This is a genomic window from Thiomicrospira microaerophila (genome assembly GCF_000934765.1).
GTDB classification, from domain to species: domain Bacteria; phylum Pseudomonadota; class Gammaproteobacteria; order Thiomicrospirales; family Thiomicrospiraceae; genus Thiomicrospira; species Thiomicrospira microaerophila.
Genome location: NZ_JYNN01000004.1, coordinates 74,475 through 100,599 on the forward strand (window position 1 = coordinate 74,475; position 26,125 = coordinate 100,599).

Here is a 26,125-nt window from a genome sequence, read left to right on the forward strand (position 1 = left end):
GATTAAAGTTTGGGTTATTAGCTAAAATCCGACAGGCTCCTAGGATGTTGTTTGTTCATGTCCACCGAGTGCTTTGTAAATCGCAATGCGTGCATGGCGAAGGTTGCGCTGGGTATGAACCATTGCGATTTCGGCATCAAACAAGGCACGCTGTGCATCTAGCACTTCTAGATAGCTAGAGTAGCCGGCATCAAAGCGTTTTTGCGCCAGATCCAGCGTATTGCGCAGCGCGTTTAATTGGCGTTGTTGCGCGGCGAGTTGGGCGGTTGATCGTTCGTTTAAGCTGAGCGCGTCCAAGGTTTCGCTAAAGGCTTGACGCAGGGTGTGTTGGTAGTCGAGCAGTTTTATTTGCTGTTCGGCTTCAGAAATCTGCACCTGCGCACGCAGCGCACCGGCATTAAAAATCGGTGCGGTTAAGCCGGCATTCACTCGCCATTGCAACGCATCGCTATCAAATAAACCGTTTAACTCGGCGCTGCCTAATCCAAGTAAGGCATTCAAACGAATGCTGGGGAAGAGGGCGGCGCGCGCCATGCCGATTTCAGCATTGGCGGCGATTAAGCGCTGTTCCGCGGCTTGAATATCAGGCCGTTGCAGCAGACGTTCGCTTTCAATTTCGGTATTGAGGGCGGGTATCGGCAGGTCGATATAGCGCTTAGGATTCGGCGTATCGCTATGCGCCATGTGCATTTGTTGCACCGGCGTATGACCGACTAACAGGCTCAATGCATGGCGTTGGTTGTCGCGTTGTTGTTCCAATGAAATTAACTCGACTTCAACCCGGCTGAGTTCCACTTCGGCTTGTTGAACCGCCAAGGGGGTGAGGCGGCCGAGTTCGAATTGGCGTTGGCGTAACTGCAGATTTTCTTGACGCGATACCACGGTGTTTTGTGCGATGAGTACCATTTCATCGAGGGCTCGCAAGTTAAAATAATGGTGCGCTACCGCCGCGCTTAAACTCAAACGTGCCGCCTGGCGGTCGGCCTCTAATGCCTGATACTGCGCCTCCAATCGTTGTTGGTTGGCGCGAACTCGACCCCATAAATCCAGCTCATAACTGACTAGACCATCGAGGGTAAAGTTATTGAATTGGCTGCCTTGATTTTGTGGAAAACTATTGTCGCTGGTTTGTTGACGACCAATTCCAGCCTGCCCACTTACCGTCGGCAAACGTTCAGCCCGTCCTTGGGTCAATGCGGCACGCGCTTGAAAAAGACGTTGCTCTAAAACAGCCATATCACGATTATGGATTAGGGCATGATTAAGCAGGGTGCTTAATCCTTCGTCAGCAAAGCTGTTCCACCAGGCCTGCTCGGTTGTGTCCATTTGCGTATCAGCGGTGAGCAGGCTTAATTCATTGAATTCACTGAGGTTGTCGGGTAGATTCACCTCGGGTGATTGATAGCTTGGCAGTTGGGAACAGCCGGTGATGAGCGCCAGTGTGGCGGCTAATAGGGTCAGACGTGTAGGCATGTTCATAGCGCCGCTCCTTTGCGTTTGTGGTCGAACCATTCAGAAAGTCGCGCCATCCAGTGGAAAAACATCGGGATAAATAAGGGCGCTAAAAAGGTCGCTAAAATCATGCCACCGACGACACCTGTGCCCACTGCATTCCGTGCGGCCGCGCCTGCGCCTTCGCTGATCATCAGCGGAATTGCCGCCATGGTAAAGGCTAAGGACGTCATCACAATCGGGCGGAAGCGCATGCGCGCTGCTTCAATCGCGGCAGCGGCTAACTCCATCCCCTGCGCACGTTTTTGCATCGCAAACTCGACAATCAAAATAGCATTTTTTGCCGACAGGCCAATCAAGGTGAGTAGCCCCAGCTCAAAATAAATATCATTATCCAGCCCCGCCCATTTAGTGGCAAGCGATGCGCCCAAGACCGCAAAGGGTACGGCCATAATCACCGCGAATGGCAGGGTCCAGCGACCGTATTGTGCCGCAAGAATTAAGAATACAATCAGTAATCCAAGTAAAAACGCGGTGGTGCCACTGCCTGCTGAGGCTTCAGCCTGATAAGCTTCGCCTACCCAGCCAAGCGTAAAGCCATCCGGTGCCACCTCAGCCATGACCTGCTGTAAGGCTTGCATGGCTTCGCCAGACGTATAGCCAGGTTGCGGTTCGGCCATCAGTTTGGCGGCCGGGAACAGGTTAAATCGATCCACGACATCGGCCCCCGTAATGCGTTTAAAGCTAATCAGGTTATCCAGTGAAATCATTTCACCGGTTTGTGCGCGTACAAATACATCTTTTAGGTTATCGGCACTTTCGCGGAATTCGCCTTCTGACTGTAAGTTCACGCGGAACGTTCGGCCAAACAGGTTGAAATCGTTAACATATAAACTGCCAAAGGTGGCCTGCATAGCGGCAAACGCTTCGTTTATCGGTACTTGTAGTGTGTGCGCCTTGTCACGATCTAGCTCCGCTTGATACTGGGGCGTTTTGGTTGAAAAGGTGGTGCGCACACGTTGTAGCTCAGGTCGCTGGTTAGCGCTCGCCACAATTTGATCCATCAGCTCCCCCAGTTCTTGATAGCTGGCACCGATTCGATTTTGCACATAGCCTTCAACACCGCCGGTCATGCTCATACCCATAATCGTGGGCATGGCGAGCGGTAAGCTAAAGGCTTGGTCGTTTTGCATAAACTGACCAAACAATTGCCCGACAACAGCATCAATATGCATATCGGCGGATTGGCGTTCATCCCATGGTTTGAGGGTGGCAAAGCCTGCCGCAGAATCAGTGCGGTTGGTAAAGGTTTGTAAATCAAAACCCGCGAAATGGATAAAGTTTTCCAAGGCGGGGTGGGCCAATATTTGATCTGATACCTGATCTCTGAGTTCACTGGTTCTGGATAGCGATGAGGCAGGCGGCAAATAGCTGACGACAAACATACTGCCCTTGTCTTCTTGAGGCACTAAACTGCTGGGTAAGCTTTGCAGTTGTTGAACCGCCAAGGTGCCCAAGCCAATAAACAACAGAAAACTCACTAGACTATAGCGCATTACCTTGGCGACGCCTTCACTAAAGCGATCACTCAACCAGTCAAAAAACCGGTTAAACCAACCAAACCATCGGCTTGGTTTATCGTCATGCGGTTTAAGCATACTGGCACAGAGCGCGGGCGTCAGAGTGAGCGCAACCAGACCTGATATCGCAACCGATACCACAATCGTTATCGCAAATTGCTTATACATTTCGCCGGTAAACCCGCCAACAAAGCCAACAGGAATAAACACGGCCGATAACACCAATACAATCGCAATCAGCGGGCTAGTGAGTTCCTGCATCGCCTTAATGGTGGCTTCTTTGGCATTGAGTTTTTGCTGGCGCATAATGCGCTCAACATTTTCGACCACGATAATCGCATCATCGACCACGATGCCTATAGCGAGAATCATCCCAAACAGTGTCAGTTGGTTAATCGAAAAACCAAGCAATTGGAAACCGATAAATGTGCCCACTACCGAAACGGGAATCGCTAGTAATGGAATAAAGGTAGCGCGGGCGTTTTGTAAAAACAAAAATACAATTAACGACACGAGAATAAGCGCTTCGATAAACGTATAAATAACCTGCTGAATGGATACCTTTACAAAGGTCGTTGTATCATAAGGAATGTCATAGCTGATTCCTTGTGGGAAGCGTTGCGCAAGTTCCGCCAGTTTGTCATCCACCAACCTTGAAACTTCTAGAGCATTGGCCCCAGTTTGCAAGAAAATACCAATCGGCACCGTAGGTTTGCCATTAAATGTGGCATCAAAATTATAAAGTTCCGCGCCAAGTTCCACCCGCGCGACATCTTTAACCCGCAGCATTGAACCATCTGACTCGGCACGTAATACAATGTTTTCAAACTCATCGGTTTGGTTTAGGCGACCTTCTGTGACAATGGTATAGGTAAAGTCTTGCGCGTTATATAGCGGTTCTTGGCCAATTTGTCCGGCGGCGAACTGGGTGTTTTGCTCACGAATAGCGCGCGCAACATCGCTGGGTGCGACCTGATATTGCGCCATCCGGTTTGGATCAAGCCAAATCCGCATCGAATAGTCTTTCGCGCCAAATTGGCGAACTTCGCCAATGCCGGGAATGCGTTTGAGTTCATCGACGACATTGATTAAGCCGTAGTTGGCAATAAAAATCGTATCGCGGCTGGCGTCCTCTGAGTACATCGCAATGACTTTAAGTAGGCTTGGCGAGCGTTTGTTTACCTGCAAACCGACGCGTTGAACTTCCTGGGGTAAACGATTGATGGCGGATTGCACCTTGTTATTGACATCCATCAAGGCTTCGTTAATATTGGTGCCCACTTCAAAGGTTAAACTCACGCTGACGGTACCTGAAGACGAGGCGACTGAGTTCATATACAGCATATTTTCAACCCCATTAAGCTGTTGCTCAAGTGGGGCGGCGACGGTTTCAGCAATCGTTTCGGCACTGGCACCTGGATAGCTGGTGCTGACGGTAATTTGCGGCGGCACAATTTCAGGGTATTCCGAAACAGGCAAACCGCGCAAACTCATAAAACCGACCAGCAGGATAATGATCGACATCACGATTGCAAACACCGGGCGTTCGATAAAAAATTTAGAAAACATGAAAAATAGCTCCTTGGCGGCGACGGGTTCTGGGAATAGCGTCGGTTATTGAATCGGCTGAACCGGCGTGTTCGGACGCAGTTTAATCAGGTTATTAATGATTAACTGGTCGCCGAGTTGCAGTCCGCTGTCGATTAACCAGGTCTGGCCCACGGCACGTTGAATCCCTACCGGCACCATTTGCGCTTTACCGTCTTGAATGACGTAAACAAAGGCTTGTGCGCCCATTTGCAATACCGCAGATTGTGGAATTTGAATGACATTCACCGCCTCAATGCCAGCGAGTTGGATGCGCACAAACGAGCCAGGTAACAAGGTGCGCTCTGGATTGTCAAAACGCGCACGTAAGCGCACGCTTCCGGTTGCTGGGTTAATCTGATGGTCAGAAAAGTCAATCTGCCCCGTTAGACTCTGTCCTAAATGGCTGACATGAGCCGTTGGACTATCCCCATCCGTTAAGCGAAGCAAACCTTGTTGGAGCTGTTGTTGACGTTGAATGTACTCGGCCTCACCAATGGAAAAATGCACTTCAATGGGGTCGAGTTGGGTCAGTGTGGTGAGAAGTGTACGGCCATATTCACGGCCAACTAAATCGCCAACGCTTTGTTGTTTTTGGCCGGTTAGTCCATCAATCGGCGCATGAACTTGGGTGTAATCTAAGTATATTTGTGCATCTTTAAGGGCGGCTTGTGCTCCCGCTAGGCCGGCTTGTGCCAATTCAAAGGCCGATAACGTTTGATCGCGTTCTTGCTCACTCACAGCCTTTTCACGGTACAAGCCTTCAACCCGAATTTTTTCGCGCTCGGCCTGACGCAAGCGTGCTTGTTCCATCAACACCTGTGCTTGGGCACGATCCACAGCGGCTTGATAGGTTGTCGGGTCAAGGCTATAGAGGAGGTCACCGGTTTTCACCGCCTGACCATCTTGGTGATGTTGTTTTAGTAAGGTGCCATTGACGCGCGCATGTATCTCGACTTGGTTTGCACTTTGCACGCGGGCGGGATAGTCATAGGCCAGCGCCACCTGAGTTTGTTCAATTAAAAGCGTTTTAACCGGCATGGGTGGCGGGGTATCGGCAACCGCAAAAGGGGTGAATAAAATTAACCCCAAACCAAATAGCCATGTGAAATAGGAAGGGGTGGTATTGCTTGTATTCATCGCAAGGCGTTCCTGTGTTATGTATTGATGAAAATTAGATTTGTGTAGTGTAGCATTCGTTACACTTTTTGCAAGCCAACGATTGTGGAATTATTCGCTATAATGGCGCTGATAAAATAAACTAGAGCCGCAAAGTCCATGTCAATAGAATTTGAACATACTCCTCATACCCAGCGTGGTTATGAACGCCACGAAAAAATACTAGAAGCCGCTAAACAAGTGTTTGTTGAGCACGGCTATGCGGGCGCAAGCGTTAATGAAATTGTTAAACGTTCGGGGGGGTCATTAGGCACGATTTACAAATTCTTTGGCAATAAGTTGGGTCTGTTCGAAGCCTTCTTTCAAAAAGCCACCTATGAGGCGTTTTCACATTTTGAAGAGCAGGGGTTATGGACAGAAGATGTCGAAACGTCGCTGATGAATTTTGGACGACAAGTGCAACAGATGATTTTTGAAAAAGATGCATTAGCGATTTACCGCTTAGTGCTCACCGAACAAGGTACAGATCAAGCTGAAATTCAACGTATCTTTATGAAATACGGACCCAATCAACTCAATAAAATCCTGGCTGGTTTTTTGCAGCAGCAGGTTGGCGCCGGTCTGTTGCAGATTGCAGATTGTGAAATCGCGGCCTATCAATTTGTTGAAATGATAAAAGGGCCACTGCATTTCAAAGCCTTGTTTGGCCAACAGGTTAGCCCAACAGAATGCGAAATGGTATTGAATCAAGCGGTCAATTTGTTTTTAAAAGGCTGCGAAATTAAGGCGAACTGAATAACCAGGCCTGGTTAGATTTTGGCTTATTTTACAAACTTTCACTAAAGTTTAATAAGCTTGCTTGACAAGACCGCTTCGCCTCTCTATAATCCGCCACACATTTCCAAACATGCCAGTGTGGTGAAATTGGTAGACACGCCGGATTCAAAATCCGGTGCCTTTAAAAGCGTGCCGGTTCGAGTCCGGCCACTGGTACCATACAAGTTTCGTATAGCTTCAAATATACGACCGTAGCTCAGTTGGTTAGAGCACCACCTTGACATGGTGGGGGTCGGTGGTTCGAATCCACTCGGTCGTACCAAATAAACCTTTAGAAACAATCGGTTTTTTGACGCTTATTATTCATATCTATGGCACGCACAGCCACACCCAGCGCATAAATAAAAAACTCCGGATCATTTTTTTCTATTCCCGCTTGTAAGTAAGCGCTAATACCTTCGGTTTTTTTAAGATAATCGGCTGAATCATAAGGTGCGCTGTTTAATTTACTTATATTAGATATTCAACCTAGATCTAACTGCTCAGGCAAAATGTCGAGTGCTTTCGCATAGGCCTTAATAGTCTGAAAGCTGGGTAATGTTTTTCCACTTTCAATCCGTGAAACATTAGATTGGGGGAGGCCCATTCTTGCCACCCCCCCAGAAGGCGACATCCTCATACGGCTACGCAATGCCCGAAAGATCGGAAGCGCATCATCAAGCAGTAAACCCACGACGAGAGATGGAAGGAAAGAGGCAGTAGGAGAACGAGAGAGCATAGAAAGACCAGTAAGGTCTTAAGAAGGCCTTGGAGACGGAAAAAGCCGGAAACCTAAACCAAGAGCACAAATAACCCGGCAAAAAGCGCCAAAGCACGGATGCCTGCCATCGCCAAAACACCTGCAAAGGCTTGAACATCAAACCAAACTTGGCAGACGAAGCCAGCAAAACCCCTGGCATCGGGCGGCAACCCCCAGCGAAAAAAAAAAAAACGCAGGACCAGGTCAATCAAAGAGCGCTACAAGACAGGCCAGTACACCAACCACTGTAGGCAGATAACAAGCTCAAGCAGAAGGCACTGAATGAAAGTTCTTCACGGAGCCAAAACCATAGAGTGCCAAAATCTAACGGATAAGCGGTCTGATCACCAACCAGCATGAATAAAAAAACACCAAAACCAAACAGCACAATCCAGGCAAACAAAAACCACGAAAAACAGAAACTTAAAAGTGCAAAAACAAAAAACATCACCAAAAAAACAAGTCGACGATGCGGTCCAAAAGAGAGTCAGACAACAGCGAAACCCAAAAAGAAACCAGTGAGACCAAAGCGAGAGCAACAAAACATACAAAATAAAGCCATAGACAAAACGAAAGTAAACGCGCCATACGAGACAAACCGCAAGACCCAAGACACAAACCGAGGCAGCAAGCGCGTGCGAAACACCCGCCTTACCCTAGACCAGAAAGACTATGAGAATGGCAACAATACCAAGACCGAAGAGGTCAAGGAGGTGCTCAAAAAGCGCAGCAAACGGAATGGTCCCAGTGCGCGCATAGCCAATAAGCGCCTTCATTATAAAATAGCCAAGGTGACAAAGCCTCGCGGAGAGAATGAACACAAAAAGCGTCAGCAAGACAAGACAGGTAGACCAAACCCCGATAACGCACACGGCACACGAGAAGAAAATAGCTGGCCACACGATTTTACAATCAACGCACTGGATTACGAGACACCCAACCGCACGACGGGGAATAAGGTTGAAGACTGAAAGAACATGAAAACCCAGCAACGACGCAGAAAAGAAAAACCCAAGACGCAATAGAATGAAGACAAGGAGCGCATCATTCCCCAAAGACGTATAGCAGCGAAACTGGCAAAGAATATGCAACCGAAGACAGAAAAAAACACCAGGCAGGCGGGAGGATCGCCGTGCGATGTATCCAATGCGCGCATGAGGGAGAAAATAAAAAAACGAAGACAAAGCGGGACAAGAACACAAGCAGGAGAAAAGCGACGCCAACATGACGTGAAGCGGAATCGATTAAAGTTAAAGGACAAGCTCCGCCATAGTAAAGACCAAAAGTCGCCAAGGCAAATACCGATCGAAGAAGCAAAAAAGACAAAAAGGAGGGACCAGGACGAAAAACCGGTGAAACCCACAGGTTCAAGAGACGCTCTGCCATGCGAGACAAAAATCCAACGCCGACAAATAAAGTCGGCGGCAGAAGCATCAATACAGGAGAAAAGGTATGCAACCACGAAGGAGGTCAGGAAGCAACACGTAAAACGCACAGCTAGCCCTAAACCAACCACGGCAAAAGGCCGGCACACCAAGAGCGAGCAAGCCCGCAGACCGAAGCGCACAACAATAAAAGCCGCAAAACAGCGGGCGCATACACGACACCCCCCAGCAAACGACGAGAAAGGCAAAAGGCGACCGACAAACGAGACAAAAAACGCGAAGATAACAAATCAGCGAACGCAGTAGCAAAAAAAAGATGCGAGCCAACAAATTGAAAAAGCCAAAAAGCCAAGGCAGACGCCAGAACCCAACCCTAAAAAAAGCAAACAAACGAAGCGAAACCCGTACCAACCAAAAGCAACAGATGCCAATGACACAGTGGAAGAACGTAGCAGGCCGCTCACAGAATAAACTACAAAACCCCATAAACCAGCCCCACCCCGAGCGGCAAACCCTGAAGGCAAGCCAGCAGCCCAGTAATCGGCAGACCGCAAACCACTACTATGCCAAGCCCCATGGCCCCAAAAACAAGCCGGACCATGGGAATACGCTCCGTGTAATTGAAACACCCCTAACACCTGAAGCACCACACGCGGGATAAAACCAAATCAAACAAACCAAACCGCGAGCAAAAAAGCGGAAATAAAGCAACCGTGCAACGCAACGCGAGACGCTGCTGTAGGCGGACAACCCAATTAACCTGGAACACCGAACAATGCCAAACACATAAACAACCAAACGCGATTCAGATATATAGCCGATAAAACACAAACGCCCAGATGCGCTCAAAACCGGAAAAACCGGCTTAGCAAAGGTGAGGGAAAAAATAACGAAACACAAAGAGATAACACAAGAAAAAACATGAAAAGGAAAATAGACTCCATAACCAAACTAAAATAAAACCAACAACCGATAGTGGCTTGAACGGCAAAAAAAGCGGCCTTCGCCTATTCGAAAAACCAGGCGAAACTAGAGACAATCATGGCAGGGAATTCGCCAGGCAGGAAAGGGCAAGAACAGGCCACAACCATTCCAATGACAGAAGAACACACGAAGAAGCACACACAAACCAGGCAGCGAACCAACAACAACAACTGGGATATGAAGGAATGACCCAATAAGAAAAACAGCAACTCAACACAAACCCCAGCCAACACTCCAAGGATGAGCAAAGAAGGCGGCACGCATAGGGTGAAAAAGGACGGCCCGGCCACCGGGCTGGGGAAGACCAAGCCAGTGAGAGAACTGCCTGGGCCCGTGTGCCAGCATTTAAGAACATCACCCAACACAGGATTAAAAAAAAACGATCGCGTCCAAGGGCGAGAACAGAAACCCGCCGAAAAACCCGTCAAGCACGCACGGAAGATAAACCAAACAGGCGAAAACAGGCTAGTGTGGGAGTGGGTGCCACCCAAAATAGCGCAGAACAACAAACAAACGCGCACCACCACAACAACCGGCAAAGGAGCAAGCAACCAAACCGACGAAAACCAATCAGCCGCAAAAAAGCTAGAAGGCCCCACACCGGGCAAACTGCCGCGCCAAAGACATAACTATTCACCGCAAAAAGGAACAAAAACACACGCAATCGAAGAAAACGAACAAAAACCAAAAGCTAGGCAGCTTCCAACGCAAGAACACGACAGGCACAGAAGAATCCAAAGCACAAGCACCCAGCCATTGCGCGAAAAGACAGGGAACTGCAAACTACCAAGTAACACACTCGAAACGCCACAGAAAATGGCAAAGACCCACCACGGGCAGTAAAGCTAGAACCATCAAACAAACCAACACCAAACCAAGGAAATCCCGACTGAATCCACAAACCCACCACAGACAGAAGAGGGTGAAGATTGCCACAGCAAACCGCGCAGCGTGGAAGAAAACAAGACCCAGGCACAGAGGCAAGCGTGAAAACAAGCAACCGATACAGCGGTAAAACAAAAGGACACTGAAGCTAACACACCGAAAACAGTCCAACCAAAACCGTTATTGAAAAACCGCTCACACGCAAACCAGACAACAAACAATGAAAAAGCTGGAGCGACCGTAGAAACAAAGGTATGAAAAAAACCACACCCGAAAGCCGATGCCGGTGGGCAAAAAAAAAAGCAGCAATGAACAATTTCAAAACCCCCAAGGAGCGAAGCAGCAGCACCAAGCAAAACGCGAAAGCCGCCCAAAAAGAGACAGAGCGAAAGATCGAAACAAACGCCAAGCAATCAGTAATGAAAAAAACAGCACCGTCACAAGAAAACGAAAACATGGGTACGTGTCCAGGAAGACCCAAGACCACGCGGAGAGAAAAAGCAAAAAATCCACCCCTAACAGGCGGATGCAGCGAGGAGGTAAACGCAGCAGGACCCTGACCAACGCCAGCAACACGCAACCGTCAAACCCGCTAAAATGAAGCCATTAGATAGGCCACAAACACACCTGGTCATTCTAGCGGTCGCTAGACTCGGGACTACGCGGTTGTTAGATAATATTGAGGTTAGATTAACAGGTAACCATGAGCGGATGCCCATGCGTTTAACTTATTTGGAATGAAGGTCAATAAGGTAATGCAATAAATGAGTATTTCAACAGTTGTAGGGCTAGTTTTTGGCATTATCGTGATTTTGTCAGCGATGATGATGGGCTCGTCTATTACGTTGTTTGTTAATATTCCAGGTATGATGGTCGTGATTGGCGGTACTTTAGCGGCCACCATGATTCGTTATTCGATGGAGGATTCGCTATCAGCGTTTGGGGATGCGGGGGCAGCGATAAAAGTGACCAACGAAACACGTGACCTTGCTGATTTAATTGATATTACTGAAGATTTAATTCGTATTACTCGTAAGGACGGTTTGTTAGCGTTAGAAAATCATCAGGTTGATAATCGTTTTTATCAAGACGGTGTGCGCATGCTGATAGATGGTTATGAAGCAAGCATGGTGCAAGATACTTTACGAGAAAAAAATGAGTTGTTTATTGAAAAAACAGAAACCAGTGCCGGTGTTTTCCGGGCGATTGGTGAAGCCGCTCCTGCTTTTGGGATGATAGGAACGCTGGTGGGGTTGATTCAGATGTTGGCGAATTTAAGCGATCCCTCATCGATTGGACCTGCGATGGCGGTGGCTTTGTTAACGACGTTATACGGTGCGTTGATTGCGAGCCTGTTTGCTTTGCCGATAGCAGATAAAATAGAATCCTGGGCGAATGTCGACGCACATCGACAAAGGCTAATTATCGATGCTATTGATTGTGTTGCGAAAGGTATTAACCCTGCAGTAATGCGTGATAAGCTTAAACCCTACCTGGAAGCTAGTCGCACAAAGAATAAGGTAGACGCATAATGGCAAGGCGGGCGAAAAAGTGCCGCCAGAAAATGCCGTGGCTGATGACCTTTGCGGATATGGTGACCTTGTTGTTGGCTTTTTTTATTTTAATGTTTACTGTGGCAGAAGTCGACCAGGCTAAATATGAGCAAGCGCTTCGGTCCTTAACGCAGTCCTTAACGAAGTCACCAGAGCTCTCTGTGCTTCAAGAAACTTACTTAGAGCCACTGAATCCAACTGAAATTGAAATTATTGAAGAAGCCACACCCTCAGAGGCATTGATTCGATTGTATGAATCGATCCAGTCTGATTTTTCCCGTGAGCTTGAAACGAGTCAAATATCAGCGAGCTTTGATGAGCATAAAGAGCAGATAAAAATTGTGTTCCCAGAAACCATTTCGTTTAATTCAGGCCAAGCGGACTTACATCCACGCTTTATTGCGATGTTGCGTCGCTTTAGTGGTGTGATTACGCAGGATGTGAATGTGAAGGTGATTGGACATAGCGACCCGGTTCCTATTCGTGGTGGGCGTTATCGGTCAAACTGGGAGCTATCGAGTGCGAGGGCGGCGGCCGTGATACATCAGTTTTTGGCGGATGGAGTGATTAGCTCAGATCAAGCGATGGCGATAGGTCTAGCCGATACTCAGCCGTTTATGGAGGGCGATACGCCAGAAGCTTATGCGGCTAATCGACGAATTGAGATATTGATTGAACCGAAAGAAAAATCTTTAAATGCGCGAATAGCGCAATCAAGAGATAATACTATTTCAACGGAGTATTAGGGTCCGTCCCATTAAGTTAAGAAGAAAACCGTCATTGCAAGGGCGTGCGCAGTCTGCAAGAGATTGCCACGGCCTTCGGCCTCGCAATGACGGAAGTTGGTTCGGTCCGTGTTGCCTTCATTCCTTAACTTAATGGCAGTGACGCACAGCGTGGGAGCCAGTTATAAACATATCTGAATACGTTAGCTTAGGAACGCTTAGACCGCCGCCTTTAATTGTGTGGGAATAGTGTTACGAGTATGGCTAATAGCATTGTTCTCATCCGCATACACCATCACCGGTTTGAAGTGTTCAGCTTGTTTTTCATCAAGGTTGCAATAGGTTGCAATAATCAATAAATCACCGGGGTTGGCCTTATGAGCGGCGGCGCCATTGACCGAGATAATGCCTGAGTGATCTTCTGCACGAATCGCATAGGTGGTAAAGCGTTCGCCGTTGCGAATGTTGTAGATTTGAATTTGTTCATATTCACGGATACCGGCGGTATCAAGTAAGTGACCATCAATCGCACAAGAACCTTCATAGTCCAATTCGGAGTGGGTAGTGGTCACTCGGTGAAGCTTGGATTTTAGGAGCGTAATTTGCATGTTGAATCTCGTTACCCGTATTAATGGTGTGCTCAAGACTGTTGAACCACACGAAACTAAAAAATGAAGCGGTTAATTATACCCTAAAGACAAAAAAAGTAAAAAAATACTCGAACCTTGAAATTTTAATAACAAGGCTTAAGTATAATAGCATTAATTTTATTTATAGGGGTTTAACATGTCGGGTCAGTTGTCAGGTCATTGGGCCAAGCTTCAAGCAAATTTCAAACGCATTCGTGATAACAAAGCATTTGAGTGGTTTGTGATCAGTGTGATTGTGGTGTCGTCGATTGTCATAGGTGCGCGTACCTATGACATTCCGCCAGGCGTCATGGGCTTTATTTTGGTAATGGACGTCGCGGTAACCCTTTTCTTCTTGTTAGAAATTTTGCTCAGAATGGCGGCAGAAGATCGTCTTCGAGATTTCTTTAAGAAGGGTTGGAATATTTTTGATTTTACTATCGTGGTCATTAGTTTAATTCCAATCGATGATTCAGAGTACGCCTTAATTGCGCGGATGCTACGCTTATTCCGTGTGTTGCGTTTAATTTCGTTTATTCCAGAAATGCGTGTACTCGTCAGTGCGTTATTGATTGCGATTCCCCGTATTGGTTATGTGGCCTTGTTAATGTTTGTCATTTTTTATCTCTATGCGGTGGTCGGCAGTTTCTTATTTGCGTCGATTAATGATTTCTTATGGGGTGATTTAGGGGCCGCGTTATTAACACTTTTCCGTGTGGCAACCTTTGAGGATTGGACGGATGTGATGTATGAAACGATGGAAATCTATTCATGGAGTTGGATGTACTATCTGACATTCATTTTTATGTCTACCTTTATTTTCTTAAACATGATGATAGGTATCGTGGTGTCAGTGCTCGAAGAAGAACATCGTAAAAGCTTGGAACAGGGGTTAACTGACTTGGAGCAAACAGAGGAAAGACGCATGCAAACATTGGATGAGCAGGTCGCTGAACTTAATCGCAAATTAGACCTATTGCTTGCACAGCAAATAAATAATCAGGAGATAAAAAAATGACCATGCAACAGCAAATTGAAGATCAAGTTAAACAGATGCTCACACCGATTTATATGCGGGTTGATAATGAAAGCCATATGCATGCGGGGCCAGCGGCAGACTCTCACTTTAAGTTAGTTTTGGTTTCGCCGGCATTTGAGGGCTTAGCAAGAGTAAAGCGCCATCAATGTGTTTACAAGGCTTTAGCTGCGCAAATGACACATATTCATGCGCTGGCATTGCACACCTATTCGCCAAAAGAGTGGCAGGACTCACAAACTATTCCTACCTCGCCCTTGTGTGCGAGTCGGCGTAATTAGCCATCTGTGTGTGAAATAACATGAAAATGCGTATCAAGTAGACCCTTTTTCGGCTAGAATTGTTGTATATAAATTTTACAAGATTTCTAGCCCCATTATGAAAGCCTCAAAATTTGCCCTTATTCCATCATTTTGTATCACCTTGCTCTCTAGTCTACCAGGCCAGGCACTGGCGGATGATGACCAAGCACTCCAAGATCTACTCCGTTTACTTAACCAACAAACACAGTTAGTTACTAAAACGAAGCTCAACGCCGACTATGTACCGGGTGCATTTAGCATATTGCGAGCTGGTGATTTACAGGCTTATGGTGCGCGAACGGTTAAGGATGCGCTTAGTATGTCGCCGTCCTTAGAGGTGCAACAAAATCATCTGGGGCATCACACACTGGTAACACGAGGCTTTGGTACGCCGTTTTCGGGTGGGACGGTACTGCTGATGTTAGATCATGTCAATAAAGTGAGCGCGGTTACAGGCTATGCCGAAACGATTTTAAATATGCCGATTGAACAGGTCGAGCGTATTGAGATTATTCGCGGTGCGGCATCGGTGCTCTATGGCGGTTTTGCGTATGCGGGTGTGGTGAATGTTGTCACGCGACAGTCGAGTCACGCCAGTGTTTCAGCTGGAAATTTTGGCTACCGGCAGGCTTCAATTGCGAATGTATTTAAGACGGAATCGAGTGGGCAGTTATCACTTAATTACAGTCAGTGGCAACAAGGCAAAACTGGGCGCCGCATTCAGGGGGATCCACTGGTGTATGCCGAGCCGGGTGTGATACAGGCTGTTAACACATTGTTAAGTGCGCATGATTTAGAGGCCTTACATCTGCAACAGGGCGATATTGCACAGTATTCGATGGCGCCAGGCATTATTAATGATCGCCAAGCCTATCGTAGTTTTTTAGCACAATGGCAACAGCATCAGACACGTGTCTACCTAAACTTGCAAGATGTACGTTTAGGTGACTATTATGGTTATGCTGAAATTTTGCCAGCCGAAACGCAAGATTATAACCAGCAGTTTACGGATTGGTCACTGGGTGTTGAGCAGAAGCTTGATTTAACCGATCAAGCACAGCTAAATTTTCATCTTGGTGTCATTCAGCGTCAGTTTGACTTTAATTCTTTTTATACCTCAAAGGATTTTGATTTGCATCCGATTATTATGGAGGGTTTGCGCAAAGATCGCAGTTATGCGCCTTTCCTTGATAAGCGACCGATTACCTTGTTAGCGACTGAGCAGGTGGCTTTTTTATCGACTGATCTGACCTATCAGCCATCGTCAACCCATCGCTGGTTATTAGGTGCTGAGCTAGAGCAGATGTCGATTAAACGTGCCGATGCACAAGGTTTTCATTCAACCTCGGCTACCGATCCTCAGCGTGGAAATAATCATGCACGGCTAACAAATCCAGGTGACAGTCATCAGCGGTTGGGGGTGTATCTACAAAATGAGTGGTTGCCAATGGATGCGCTAACGATTACGCTCGGATTGCGTGCCCAGATAATGCGTGTCGATTATGATTTGTCGAGTAAAGGTGTTGACAATACGGCGCCATTCAGTGATCTTGAAGACTGGGTGTTTATGCCAAAATTTGCGGCTGTGTATCGCTTGAGTAATCAACATATCTTTAAAGCGCAATATAGTCGTGCATTAATCAACCTACCTACCCATCAGTTAAATACCTATCGACTCAATGATCAGCCAAGCCAAGCGCAAACCGATCATTATGAATTAGGTTATGTTTTTCAAGGCGATCAGCAGATTCACCGTTTTAGTGTGTTTCAGTCGCAGTATGAGCAGGTACCTGAAGGTACAGTGTATTTTAACTATACGCGCAAAGAAGGTACGATTGGCCAGTTGGCGCCCCTTAACCCGATTAAGTCAAAAGGGGTAGACTGGGATGCAGAATTTAGTGTGTTACGCAATTTGGATGGTTTCGCGAGTGCCAGTTTTATGCGCACTGAGGATGTAAATAACCATGTACCTTTGGTGGGTTCAGCGGATTTTATGGCTAAATTGGGATTCAATTATCGCTTGCAGTCGGATTGGCGGCTAGCGAGCTGGTTAAGTCATATCGGGCCACGTCATCGAGCGCCTTATGATGCGCGTGAAAGCAAGTTACCCGCTTACACCTTAACAAATCTTAATTTACATTACACCGGGATCAGCAAGATGACACTGAGTTTGGCGGTGGAGAATGTGTTTGATAAAGACTATGCGTTTGTTTCTGCACCTAATCATAATCTAGCCACCAATCAAGAGCGCACTCAATTCAACGCGCCGATTGCCGAGGATTATCAAGGCATGGCACGTCAATTTTGGCTTAAAGCAAGGGTTGACTTTTAACCCGGCTATTTTTTCAGCAATAAATAACCCGCGACCACAACCAGGCCTGCTTGTAGCCAGCCGGTTAAATCTTGTCCTGCGTATTGGAATTCTAGATAGACCGCGACGAGTACCAGCGCCACCGCCATCGCACGGCGGCGTTGTTGTTGAGCTTGGTTTTCGAGTGCTTTTTCTAGCCGAGCAATCTGTCCCGAGTGCAGTTCCAATTGTCCATGAGCGGCTTTATTGAGCACGGAATGCACCAGGCCTGGTAGCTGAGGGGCGTTTTCAATCCAGAAGGGAAAGTTGCGTTTGGTGTTCTTAATTAAGCTTTTAAAACCGACACGTTCTTTCATCCAGTCTTCTAAAAATGGCTTCGCAGTATCCCACAGGTCTAGCTCATCATCTAACTGTCGCCCCAAGCCTTCGATATTCAACAGGGTTTTTTGTAATAGCACCAACTGCGGTTGAACTTCCATGCCAAAACGACGCGCGGTTTGAAATAGGCGCATTAAAAACAGCCCAAACGAAATTTCTTTCAGTGGTCTATCCCAAATCGGTTCACACACAGCACGAATCGCGGATTCGAGTTCGTTGACGCGCGTATCACGTGGTACCCATTCGGATTCAATATGCAATTCAGAAACACGCAAGTAATCTCGGTTAAAGAAGGCCAAAAAGTTTTCGGCTAGGTAGCGCTGGTCTTCGGGGGTGAGGGTGCCCATAATGCCAAAATCAATCGCGGCATAACGGCCATCCGGCAGCACAAAGATATTACCCGGATGCATGTCCGCATGAAAAAAGTTATGTTTGAACACTTGGGTAAAGAAAATCGTGACCCCCTTGGCGGAGAGGTCGGTGAGGTCAATACCCTGTTCAACCAGCTTTTCGGTTTCGGAAATCCGCGTGCCATAAATACGCTCCATCGTCATCACATGTTCATTGGTATGCGACCAATAGATTTCAGGCACATAGAGCAAGTCAGAGCCTTCAAAATTGCGTTTAAGCTGGGTGGCATTCGCCGCTTCACGCATCATGTCCATTTCATCAAGAATGGTCTTTTCAAACTCGCCGACAACTTCGGTAGGGTGTAAACGACGGCTTTCTTTAACCGCCAGTTCGACCAAACGCGCTAGGCTGTACATAATCGATACGTCTTGCTCAATCACCGGCTTGATGTCAGGGCGCACGACTTTTATCACCACCTCTTCACCCGAATGCAAGCGGGCGGCATGCACCTGTGCCATGGACGCGGAGGCCATCGGAGTGGCTTCAAATTCGGCATAGGCTTCTTCGATCGAGCGTTTGAGACCTTTTTCAATAATCTGGCGTGAATGGGTTTCATCAAACGGCGGGCAATCGTCCTGCAGTTTGGTGAGTTCGACTGAGATGTCTTCGGGCAATAGGTCTTTGCGGGTGGAAAGCGCTTGGCCGAGTTTAATAAAAATAGGCCCAAGTTCTTCCAGCGCTAAACGCAAACGCAAGCCGCGATTCCCTTGATGGGTTGCGCGCCAGTTCCAAGGCAGAAGAATGCGGTTAAGCCAAAGCAGGGCGCTGTATTTACTCTTGGCTAACACCATTTCATCCAGCCGATAATGGGTAATCACACGGTTAATTTTTACTAAACGAAATACTTGTTTGATGGGGTTCATATAAAAGATCTTTTCGATTTTATTTAGGGGGCGTGAGTTGGTCGAGGCGCGCTTCTAACGCCTCAACCTGTGTTTCAAGTTCTGTCACTGCTTGGTTAAATCCTTCAACTTCCGAGCGCGCGGGCAGTAGGTCGAGTTCATAACGCAGGTATTCGCTGAGCATTTGTTCGCCATCTTGTTTTAGCTGACGTGTTTGATCTTGAAACGCGCGCACGCGATAGCCAATTTGAAAGGCAAGCGGGTCGCCCACAATCTTTGATAGATCTTCTTCCCAGTCATGTTCTGTATTTTGTGCATTCATTAGAATTTCCATCCGCGATGCAAGGCGACGATGCCTTCGTTCATATTCATGTAGCTCGCCTTATCAAAGCCCGCATCAAGCATCATTTGTTTGAGGGTGTCTTGATCAGGGTGCATGCGAATCGATTCGGCAAGGTATTGGTAACTGGCCTCATCATTGGCGATGACTTTGCCCATTTTGGGTAGAATGTTAAACGAATAAAAATCATAGGCTTTGGCGAGAAGGGGTTGATGGACCTTCGAAAACTCTAAAATTAATGCCTGTCCACCGGGTTTAAGAACGCGTGCAATTTCTGCTAGCGCCTTGTCTTTGTGGGTGACGTTACGTAAACCAAATGCCATAGTCACCACATCAAAATGGTTGTCAGGGAAGGCGAGGGCTTCAGCATTAGCGATTGTATAGTCAACCTGCGCACCGACGCCTTCATCGAGTAAGCGATCACGACCTACACGTACCATGCTTTCATTGATGTCGGCTAACACCACCTTGCCTGAGCGCCCAACGCGTTTAGCAAAGGCTTTGGTTAGATCGCCGGTGCCACCTGCAAGATCTAATACCTGCATGCCTTCACGCACACCGGCTAGTTCAATGGTTTGGCGTTTCCATAGACGGTGGATGCCGAGCGACATCACATCATTCATTACATCGTATTTTTGCGCGACAGAGTCAAACACACCTTTTACTTTTTTGACCTTTTCTTCGAGTGGCACTTCGGAAAAGCCAAAATCAATGGTTTGTCGGGTTGAATTAAATGCTGATGACTGGCTCATTTGCCGGACTCCTTTTGTAATTGGCTTAAGGCTGGATGGCTATGCCCGGCACGCATTAGGCGGCGTAAATAATCGACCCAATAGGCCTGGTAGTTGATGCCAAGATCATAAAGACGTTCCCAGGTGTAAATACCACTGTCATGACCATCGTTAAAATGCAGGCGAATAGCATAGTTACCCACTGGGGAAATGTTATCAATACCGACGTCTTGTTTGCCGACTTGCAATACCTCTTGACCCGGTGCATGCCCGGTGACCTCGGCGGATTGCGAATACACCCGCAAAAATTCACAGCTGTATTCAAAATCCTCGCCACTATCAAACGAAATCAAAATCTTGCGCGAGGTTTGCTGTAGTTTAATGTCTAGCGGTAGGGGCATAATTTAAGCGGCTCTGTGGTGTTGGGTTGATTTATCAATGTTGTTTTCATACAGGTCTGCAATCGGAAAGCACAGGTCAAAATCATTCCACTCTAAATCGCCGTAGGTTAACTGAAAGGATTTAAATAGGTCTAAATTTTTGTACTTGGCTATTTGCGGGTTGGTGGAGTGGTTGATGAAGTTTTTAAAATCAACATCTTGCACCTTGCCATCAGAAAAATAAAGTCTTAACCGATATTCAGTTATATAGTCTACCCTGTTTATTTCGATTGGCGATATCATTTAACTCGACTCTCTATATGGATGCATTTAACAGACTTGTGGTTACAAAATATACTGCGATAGGTCTTGGTCTTTGGCGAGTGCGCCGAGGCGTTCGTTGACAAAGGCTTGATCGACAACAATTTTTTCGCCTGCTTGGTCTGGGGCGTTAAACGACACCTCTTCAAGTAAACGCTCCATCACGGTATGTAGGCGACGAGCGCCAATGTTTTCGGTGCCTTCGTTGACTTGATAAGCAATCTCGGCCAGACGTTGAATACCATCTTCAGTAAAACTTACCTCAACGCCTTCGGTGTTCATTAAAGCCGTGGCTTGGGTGGTGAGGGCGGCTTTAGGCTCGGTCAGGATGCGAACAAAATCTTCAACGCGCAAGGATTTGAGCTCCACGCGAATAGGCAAACGGCCTTGTAGTTCGGCAATCAGGTCTGAGGGTTTGCTCATATGAAACGCGCCCGACGCGATAAACAAAATATGGTCAGTTTTAATCATGCCGTATTTGGTTGAGATGGTGCTGCCTTCAATCAAGGGCAGTAAATCACGCTGAACCCCTTCACGTGATACATCGCCACCGGTCGCGCCAGAGCGTTTAGCGACCTTGTCGATTTCATCAATAAATACGATACCGTTTTGTTCCACATTTTCAACGGCCTGTGATTTTAGGTCGTCATCGTTGATGAGTTTATGGGCCTCTTCATCGACTAGAAGTTTAAAGGCTTTTTTAATCGGCAGTTTGCGCATTTGTTTTTTGCTGCTGCCTAAAGACTGAAACATGTCTTGTAATTGAGAGGTCATGTCTTCCATGCCAGGCGGTGCCATAATTTCAACATGCGCCGGTGCGACTTTTAAATCCAGTTCAATTTCTTTATCGTCCAACTGACCTTCACGCAGTTTTTTGCGGAATTTCTGACGTGTGTCAGCCATGGCTTCATGGCTTTCTTCTTCACGGCCGCGTGCTGGCGGTAATAGAATGTCTAAAATACGGTTTTCAGCCGCGTCTTCCGCTTTATTTTTGACGGTTTTTATCGCTTGTTCGCGCTGCATTTTGACCGCATTATCCACCAAATCTCGGATTATGGAGTCCACATCACGCCCCACATAGCCCACTTCGGTAAACTTGGTGGCTTCAATTTTTATAAACGGCGCATTCGCTAGCTTGGCCAAACGACGCGCAATTTCGGTTTTACCGACACCGGTAGGGCCAATCATTAAAATATTTTTTGGCGTGACTTCGGGGCGCAAATCAGCGCTGAGCTGCATCCGGCGCCAGCGATTACGCAGCGCGACCGCGACCGCTTTTTTAGCATCCGCTTGACCAATAATGTGTTTATCAAGTTCGTGAACAATTTCTTTTGGCGTCATCATGTGAAGTATAAAACCTTTTTAAGTAATGTAATTGCAAGCATTATAAAGCAAAAGCCCTGCGCTTGCTTTAGCTAAAATTAAGGAGGCTGTCATTGAGGGGGCTGTCGTCGAAAGTGACGGCTAGATTATCACAGCAAGCGTTCTCACGCTGTGCGTCACGGCCATTAAGTTAAGAAAAAAACCGTCATTGCGAGGCGCGCAGCGACGCGGCAATCTCTCAAGGGCGCACGCCGTCTGCAAGAGATTGCCACGGCCTTCGGCCTCGCAATGACCGATTCTTTTACTCTCCCGTCATCCTGCGACTTCGCGCAGGGTGACGGGGGAGTGAGGGTGGGCGGCAAGAGTAGACGGTTTAAAATTTCGACAGAGCGAAAAGTCTCATTCAATGATTAAATAAGCCTCTTTGTTAGCAACGCCATCCCATTTATCGGCCTCGTTAAGTGGCGGGATCACCTGATCGATAACGGGCCAAATCTGTGCGAGCTCGTGATTGAGTTCGCGGTAATGTTGCATGCCTTCAGGTAGTGCATCCTCCTGAAAAATCGCGTTCGCTGGACATTCGGCTGGGCATAGGTCGCAATCAATACACACGGCGGGGTTAATGACTAAAAAATTAGGCCCTTCATGAAAAGCATCAACCGGGCAAACGGCGACGCAATCGGTGTATTTACATTGAATGCAATTTTCAGTTACTACAAATGCCATATTGTTTCTAGTCCATTCTTGGGCGGTTTCTGTTAAAATTTAGAGTTTAACAGACTATTTTTGAGTGCAACTATACTACTGAATGTGTTGCTAATTGCAAGTGCGTTGAGTGCGTTTTACACGTTCAATGCGAGCCAGGGCAATCGCATTTAAATAATACAAAAAAAATCACACGTCATTGCGAGGCCAAAGGCCGTGGCAATCTCTTGCAGATGGCGTATGCCCTTGAGAGATTGCCGCGTCGCTGTGCGCCTCGCAATGACGGGTTAAGATGCATTTGCCCTGAATTCGCGCCAATTATAAAACGCGATGAACGTTATAGTGTTTATTTATTATCTACTTTTTGGACGCCCCATGATTCGTATCACTAATGTAAAACTGCCTTTAAATCATCTTGAGCCCGAACTTGAATTGGCGGTTTTAGCCAGCTTAGGGATGCAGAAAAAGCATCTGAAAGATTTCACCGTGTTTAGGCGTGGCTTCGATGCGCGCAGTAAAAACAATATCATGCTGTTGTATACGATTGATGTGGATGTCGAGAACGAGGCAGACTGGTTAGCAAAACATAGTGACAATCAAAATGTGCGGCCAACGCCGGATATGCGTTATCACTATGTCGCCAAAGCGCCTGAAAACCTGGCTGAGCGTCCGGTTGTGGTTGGTTTTGGACCTTGTGGTATTTTTGTGGCACTCGTGCTGGCGGAGATGGGGTATAAACCGATTGTATTGGAGCGCGGAAAGGCGGTGCGCGAGCGTACCAAGGATACCTTTGGCTTTTGGCGTAGTCGTAGCTTGAATACCGAGTCGAATGTGCAATTTGGTGAGGGCGGCGCGGGTACGTTTTCAGATGGCAAGTTGTGGACACAGGTTAACGATAAAAAACATTATGGCCGCAAGGTGATGCATGAATTTGTGGCCGCTGGCGCACCGGCCGAAATTTTGTATGTTAGCAAGCCGCACATTGGCACCTATAAGCTGGTGGGGATGGTTGAAAAAATGCGTGCCAAAATTATTGAGCTGGGCGGCGAGATTCGCTTTAATGCGCGACTGGATGATTTGCAGATTGAGCAGGGTCAGGTTACAGGGCTCACTCTGGCCGATGGGTCGCAGATTCAATCGAGGTTTATTGCATTAGCCGCCGGGCATAGTGCGCGTGATACGTTTGAAATGCTGCATAAGCGTGGAGTTTATATCGAACCCAAGTCCTTTTCAATTGGCTTTCGAATAGAGCATAATCAATCCGCCATTGATGAGGTGTTGTTTGGTAAAAATGCCGGCAATCCGATTTTGGGTGCGGCGGATTATAAGTTGGTACACCACTGTAAAAATGGGCGTTCGGTGTACAGCTTTTGTATGTGCCCTGGGGGAACGGTGGTGGCCGCGACCTCCGAGGAAAAACGGGTGGTGACCAATGGCATGAGCCAGTATTCGCGCAACGAACGCAATGCCAACAGTGCGATAGTGGTGGGGATTGATCCGAGCGATTTTCCAAATGACAGCCCATTGGCGGGGATTGAGCTACAGCGTCAATTAGAAAGTGCGGCCTATGTGTTGGGTGGTGAGAATTATGATGCACCTGCTCAATTGGTCGGTGATTATCTGGCGGGGCAGTCTTCCGCACATCTTGGCAAGGTCGAACCTTCCTACAAGCCCGGTGTGAAGCTCACCGATTTAAGCCAGATTTTGCCGGACTATTGCCGTGAAGCGATTTTAGAAGCGATTCCGGCGTTTAATAGCAAAATTAGTGGTTTTGCTTTGCATGATGCGATGTTAACGGGTGTTGAAACGCGAACTTCGTCGCCCGTGTCGATCAAGCGCGGTGAGGATTATCAGAGCGTCAATACTCAAGGCTTGTATCCCGCTGGCGAAGGCGCGGGTTATGCGGGCGGTATCATGTCGGCGGCGATTGATGGTATTCGGGTAGCCGAGGCCATGGCGTTGGCGATGAATAAACGGATTAAATCCTAATATATTGAAATTTTGGCTAATTTTACAACCAGGCCTGGTTGAATTTTGAGAGGTTTTATGGCGTTAAAGTTTACTAAAATGCATGGTTTGGGCAATGATTTTATGGTGGTGGACGCGATCTCGCAAACCATTGATTTCCAACCCGAACAAGTCAAACAATGGGCGAACCGCCATACTGGCATCGGGTTTGATCAATTGTTGGTGGTCGAGAAACCCCAAACCGCGCAGGCTGATTTTCGATATCGTATTTTTAATGCCGATGGTTCAGAGGTGCAACAGTGCGGTAACGGGGCACGTTGTTTTGCGCGTTTTGTGTATGACAAGGGGCTGACTCAGAAGGATGAAATTCCGGTTGAAACCGCGTCTGGACTCATTGTGCTTTATTTGGAAGATGATGGGCAGGTGCGGGTGAATATGGGGGTGCCGCGTTTTGAACCTCGTGCGTTGCCTTTTATTGCTGAACAGCGAGCTGCGAGTTATGCGCTTGAGGTTGATAACCAGGCCTGGTCAATCGGCGCGGTGTCGATGGGCAATCCGCATGCGGTTTTATTAGTGGATGATTTAGATCAAGCACCGGTTAAAACCCTGGGGGCGGCTATCGAATCCCATTCGCGTTTTCCTGAGCGGGTGAATGTGGGGTTTGCGCAAATCATCGCGTCTAACCATATTCGTTTGCGGGTGTTTGAGCGTGGTGCAGGAGAAACCCAAGCTTGCGGCACCGGAGCTTGTGCCGCGATGGCGGTACTGCGTTTGTGGGCTAAGGTGGATGAGCAGGTGACGGTATCTTTGCCCGGTGGCGATTTGGTTATCCGTTGGTCGGGTGGTCACGATTCGCCCTTGTGGATGATTGGACCAGTGGCGAGCGTATTTGAAGGGGTGTTGAATGAATCAAACTGATATTCATGCGGAGCATGTAGCGGATTATCTTTCAAAAAATCCGCAGTTTTTTCATGTGTTCCCGAACCTATTGGATAAACTTAGTATTCCGCACCCCTCAAATGGCAAAGCGGTATCCTTGTTAGAGCGCCAGGTCTGGCAGTTGCGTGAGCAACGTGACAAATTGAAAGAGGAGGTTGACTCCTTGGTCTCGATTGCCGGCGACAATGGATTACTGTTGCAAAAAATTCAACAATTAAGCCGTTTGATGATGGCGGCGGTGACGGATCAGCAAGCGGTGGATGTGCTGTATTCGCAAATGGATGAAGTGTTTAAGGTCGAGTACATGACACTCGTTTCATGGGAAGTGCCGAGCCAGGGGTTAAAAGGATTAAGCCAACTCGGCGTGCGCCAAGACTGGGTTAAAACCCTGCGCGAAACCCTTCAGCCGGGCAAACCTGTGTGTGGTTTGATTGAGCAGAAATGGAAATCCGGCCTGTTTCATGGCGCAAACGATGTGCATTCTGTCTGTTGTTTACCACTGGGCGGCGAGCGTGTTTGGGGAGTACTGGCTCTCGGCAGCACCACCGACCGCTTCCACCCCGAATTGGGTACCTATTTTCTCAAGGTCATGGCCGAACTGATCACCGCGCGTTTGAACCGGTTGTTTGATTGATCCCATTTTTCTATTGTAAAGGTGAAGTA

Annotated in this window: 24 protein-coding genes, 2 tRNA genes and 1 pseudogene; 14 read left to right on the top strand and 13 right to left on the bottom strand. The window is 47.5% G+C overall.

The features are described from left to right. Window positions 1–39: 39 nt before the first annotated feature. The 3 genes from NA59_RS03140 to NA59_RS03150 are packed head-to-tail and all read right to left on the bottom strand — an operon-like array spanning window position 40 to window position 5,759. Window positions 40–1,479, bottom strand: coding sequence for an efflux transporter outer membrane subunit (locus NA59_RS03140; protein ID WP_052501426.1), 1,440 nt, complete (start codon window positions 1,477–1,479; stop codon window positions 40–42). Beyond that, entirely contained in the window at window positions 1,476–4,601 is a 3,126-nt protein-coding gene (locus NA59_RS03145; protein ID WP_044407834.1) for an efflux RND transporter permease subunit, read from the bottom strand. The genes NA59_RS03140 and NA59_RS03145 overlap by 4 nt, the downstream gene beginning before the upstream one ends. Before the next feature lie 45 nt (window positions 4,602–4,646). Further along, window positions 4,647–5,759: an efflux RND transporter periplasmic adaptor subunit gene (locus NA59_RS03150; protein ID WP_052501427.1), complete on the bottom strand. Its 1,113-nt coding sequence runs from the start codon at window positions 5,757–5,759 to the stop codon at window positions 4,647–4,649. Window positions 5,760–5,897: 138 nt separating this feature from the next. Here NA59_RS03150 and NA59_RS03155 point away from each other — a divergent pair, with 138 nt between their 5' ends. The 3 genes from NA59_RS03155 to NA59_RS03165 all read left to right on the top strand — a co-directional run bounded on the left by NA59_RS03155 (window position 5,898) and on the right by NA59_RS03165 (window position 6,837). Then, the gene (locus NA59_RS03155) at window positions 5,898–6,533 is read left to right on the top strand and encodes a TetR/AcrR family transcriptional regulator (protein WP_044407836.1); all 636 of its coding nucleotides are present in this window, start codon (window positions 5,898–5,900) and stop codon (window positions 6,531–6,533) included. Between the two features lie 114 nt (window positions 6,534–6,647). After that, a tRNA-Leu gene (locus NA59_RS03160) sits at window positions 6,648–6,734 on the top strand. 26 nt (window positions 6,735–6,760) lie between these two features. Further along, window positions 6,761–6,837 (top strand) — tRNA-Val (locus tag NA59_RS03165). A 9-nt stretch (window positions 6,838–6,846) separates the two neighbouring features. On the opposite strand, the gene NA59_RS15790 is transcribed toward NA59_RS03165, so the two are convergent. Continuing rightward, complete coding sequence (locus NA59_RS15790) at window positions 6,847–7,038, bottom strand: helix-turn-helix domain-containing transcriptional regulator (RefSeq protein ID WP_407701047.1); 192 nt, start codon at window positions 7,036–7,038, stop codon at window positions 6,847–6,849. Next, on the bottom strand, window positions 7,039–7,293 hold the full coding sequence (locus NA59_RS15665; RefSeq protein WP_083944894.1) for a helix-turn-helix domain-containing protein: 255 nt from the start codon (window positions 7,291–7,293) through the stop codon (window positions 7,039–7,041). A gap of 377 nt (window positions 7,294–7,670) precedes the next feature. Between NA59_RS15665 and NA59_RS03175 the strand changes: the two genes are divergently transcribed. The 5 genes and pseudogenes from NA59_RS03175 (at window position 7,671) to NA59_RS03205 (ending at window position 12,867) form a co-directional block, all read left to right on the top strand. Then, window positions 7,671–8,285: a hypothetical protein gene (locus NA59_RS03175; protein WP_044407840.1), complete on the top strand. Its 615-nt coding sequence runs from the start codon at window positions 7,671–7,673 to the stop codon at window positions 8,283–8,285. 1,617 nt (window positions 8,286–9,902) lie between these two features. Beyond that, window positions 9,903–10,526, top strand: a pseudogene (locus NA59_RS03190) (3-methyl-2-oxobutanoate hydroxymethyltransferase); the annotation flags it as partial. Window positions 10,527–10,822: 296 nt separating this feature from the next. Beyond that, the gene (locus NA59_RS03195; RefSeq protein WP_044407851.1) at window positions 10,823–11,128 is read left to right on the top strand and encodes a hypothetical protein; all 306 of its coding nucleotides are present in this window, start codon (window positions 10,823–10,825) and stop codon (window positions 11,126–11,128) included. A gap of 204 nt (window positions 11,129–11,332) precedes the next feature. Further along, on the top strand, window positions 11,333–12,100 hold the full coding sequence (locus NA59_RS03200; RefSeq protein ID WP_044407853.1) for a motility protein A: 768 nt from the start codon (window positions 11,333–11,335) through the stop codon (window positions 12,098–12,100). Then, window positions 12,100–12,867, top strand: a complete 768-nt coding sequence (locus NA59_RS03205) for an OmpA/MotB family protein (RefSeq protein WP_083944896.1) — start codon at window positions 12,100–12,102, stop codon at window positions 12,865–12,867. The genes NA59_RS03200 and NA59_RS03205 overlap by 1 nt, the downstream gene beginning before the upstream one ends. Window positions 12,868–13,064: 197 nt before the next feature. Here the strand turns inward: NA59_RS03205 and panD are convergent, their stop codons facing one another. Beyond that, the gene (panD, locus tag NA59_RS03210; protein ID WP_044407856.1) at window positions 13,065–13,454 is read right to left on the bottom strand and encodes an aspartate 1-decarboxylase; all 390 of its coding nucleotides are present in this window, start codon (window positions 13,452–13,454) and stop codon (window positions 13,065–13,067) included. 178 nt (window positions 13,455–13,632) lie between these two features. On the opposite strand from panD, the gene NA59_RS03215 reads away from it, so the two are divergent. From NA59_RS03215 to NA59_RS03225, 3 genes are all read left to right on the top strand, one after another. Then, the gene (locus NA59_RS03215) at window positions 13,633–14,493 is read left to right on the top strand and encodes an ion transporter (protein WP_044407859.1); all 861 of its coding nucleotides are present in this window, start codon (window positions 13,633–13,635) and stop codon (window positions 14,491–14,493) included. Further along, window positions 14,490–14,792: a BolA family protein gene (locus NA59_RS03220; protein ID WP_044407863.1), complete on the top strand. Its 303-nt coding sequence runs from the start codon at window positions 14,490–14,492 to the stop codon at window positions 14,790–14,792. The genes NA59_RS03215 and NA59_RS03220 overlap by 4 nt, the downstream gene beginning before the upstream one ends. A 97-nt stretch (window positions 14,793–14,889) precedes the next feature. Continuing rightward, complete coding sequence (locus tag NA59_RS03225; RefSeq protein ID WP_044407866.1) at window positions 14,890–17,145, top strand: TonB-dependent receptor; 2,256 nt, start codon at window positions 14,890–14,892, stop codon at window positions 17,143–17,145. Between the two features lie 5 nt (window positions 17,146–17,150). Here the strand turns inward: NA59_RS03225 and ubiB are convergent, their stop codons facing one another. From ubiB to fdxA, 7 genes are all read right to left on the bottom strand, one after another. Next, complete coding sequence (ubiB, locus tag NA59_RS03230) at window positions 17,151–18,776, bottom strand: ubiquinone biosynthesis regulatory protein kinase UbiB (RefSeq protein ID WP_044407868.1); 1,626 nt, start codon at window positions 18,774–18,776, stop codon at window positions 17,151–17,153. Window positions 18,777–18,795: 19 nt separating this feature from the next. Further along, window positions 18,796–19,077 carry a hypothetical protein gene (locus NA59_RS03235; protein WP_052501429.1) on the bottom strand — a complete coding sequence of 94 codons (282 nt, stop codon included), beginning with the start codon at window positions 19,075–19,077 and terminating at the stop codon, window positions 18,796–18,798. Then, on the bottom strand, window positions 19,077–19,847 hold the full coding sequence (gene ubiE / locus NA59_RS03240; RefSeq protein ID WP_044407870.1) for a bifunctional demethylmenaquinone methyltransferase/2-methoxy-6-polyprenyl-1,4-benzoquinol methylase UbiE: 771 nt from the start codon (window positions 19,845–19,847) through the stop codon (window positions 19,077–19,079). The genes NA59_RS03235 and ubiE overlap by 1 nt, the downstream gene beginning before the upstream one ends. Next, entirely contained in the window at window positions 19,844–20,227 is a 384-nt protein-coding gene (locus NA59_RS03245) for a gamma-butyrobetaine hydroxylase family protein (RefSeq protein WP_044407872.1), read from the bottom strand. Before NA59_RS03245 ends, ubiE begins: the two co-directional genes overlap by 4 nt. Before the next feature lie 3 nt (window positions 20,228–20,230). Continuing rightward, window positions 20,231–20,509, bottom strand: a complete 279-nt coding sequence (locus NA59_RS03250) for a DUF2442 domain-containing protein (protein WP_044407875.1) — start codon at window positions 20,507–20,509, stop codon at window positions 20,231–20,233. A 42-nt stretch (window positions 20,510–20,551) separates the two neighbouring features. After that, window positions 20,552–21,880, bottom strand: a complete 1,329-nt coding sequence (gene hslU / locus NA59_RS03255) for an ATP-dependent protease ATPase subunit HslU (protein WP_269763823.1) — start codon at window positions 21,878–21,880, stop codon at window positions 20,552–20,554. A gap of 369 nt (window positions 21,881–22,249) precedes the next feature. Beyond that, window positions 22,250–22,576, bottom strand: coding sequence for a ferredoxin FdxA (gene fdxA / locus NA59_RS03260; RefSeq protein ID WP_044407881.1), 327 nt, complete (start codon window positions 22,574–22,576; stop codon window positions 22,250–22,252). 354 nt (window positions 22,577–22,930) lie between these two features. On the opposite strand from fdxA, the gene NA59_RS03265 reads away from it, so the two are divergent. From NA59_RS03265 to NA59_RS03275, 3 genes are read left to right on the top strand one after another with little or no spacing between them, the layout of a single operon-like run. Beyond that, a complete protein-coding gene (locus tag NA59_RS03265; RefSeq protein WP_044407884.1) occupies window positions 22,931–24,544 on the top strand; it encodes an NAD(P)/FAD-dependent oxidoreductase in 1,614 nt (537 codons plus the stop codon). A 57-nt stretch (window positions 24,545–24,601) separates the two neighbouring features. Beyond that, entirely contained in the window at window positions 24,602–25,441 is an 840-nt protein-coding gene (dapF, locus tag NA59_RS03270) for a diaminopimelate epimerase (RefSeq protein ID WP_044407887.1), read from the top strand. Further along, window positions 25,428–26,096 (top strand): DUF484 family protein, encoded by a 669-nt coding sequence (locus NA59_RS03275; protein ID WP_044407890.1) that lies wholly within the window; start codon window positions 25,428–25,430, stop codon window positions 26,094–26,096. Before dapF ends, NA59_RS03275 begins: the two co-directional genes overlap by 14 nt. Window positions 26,097–26,125: the final 29 nt, after the last annotated feature.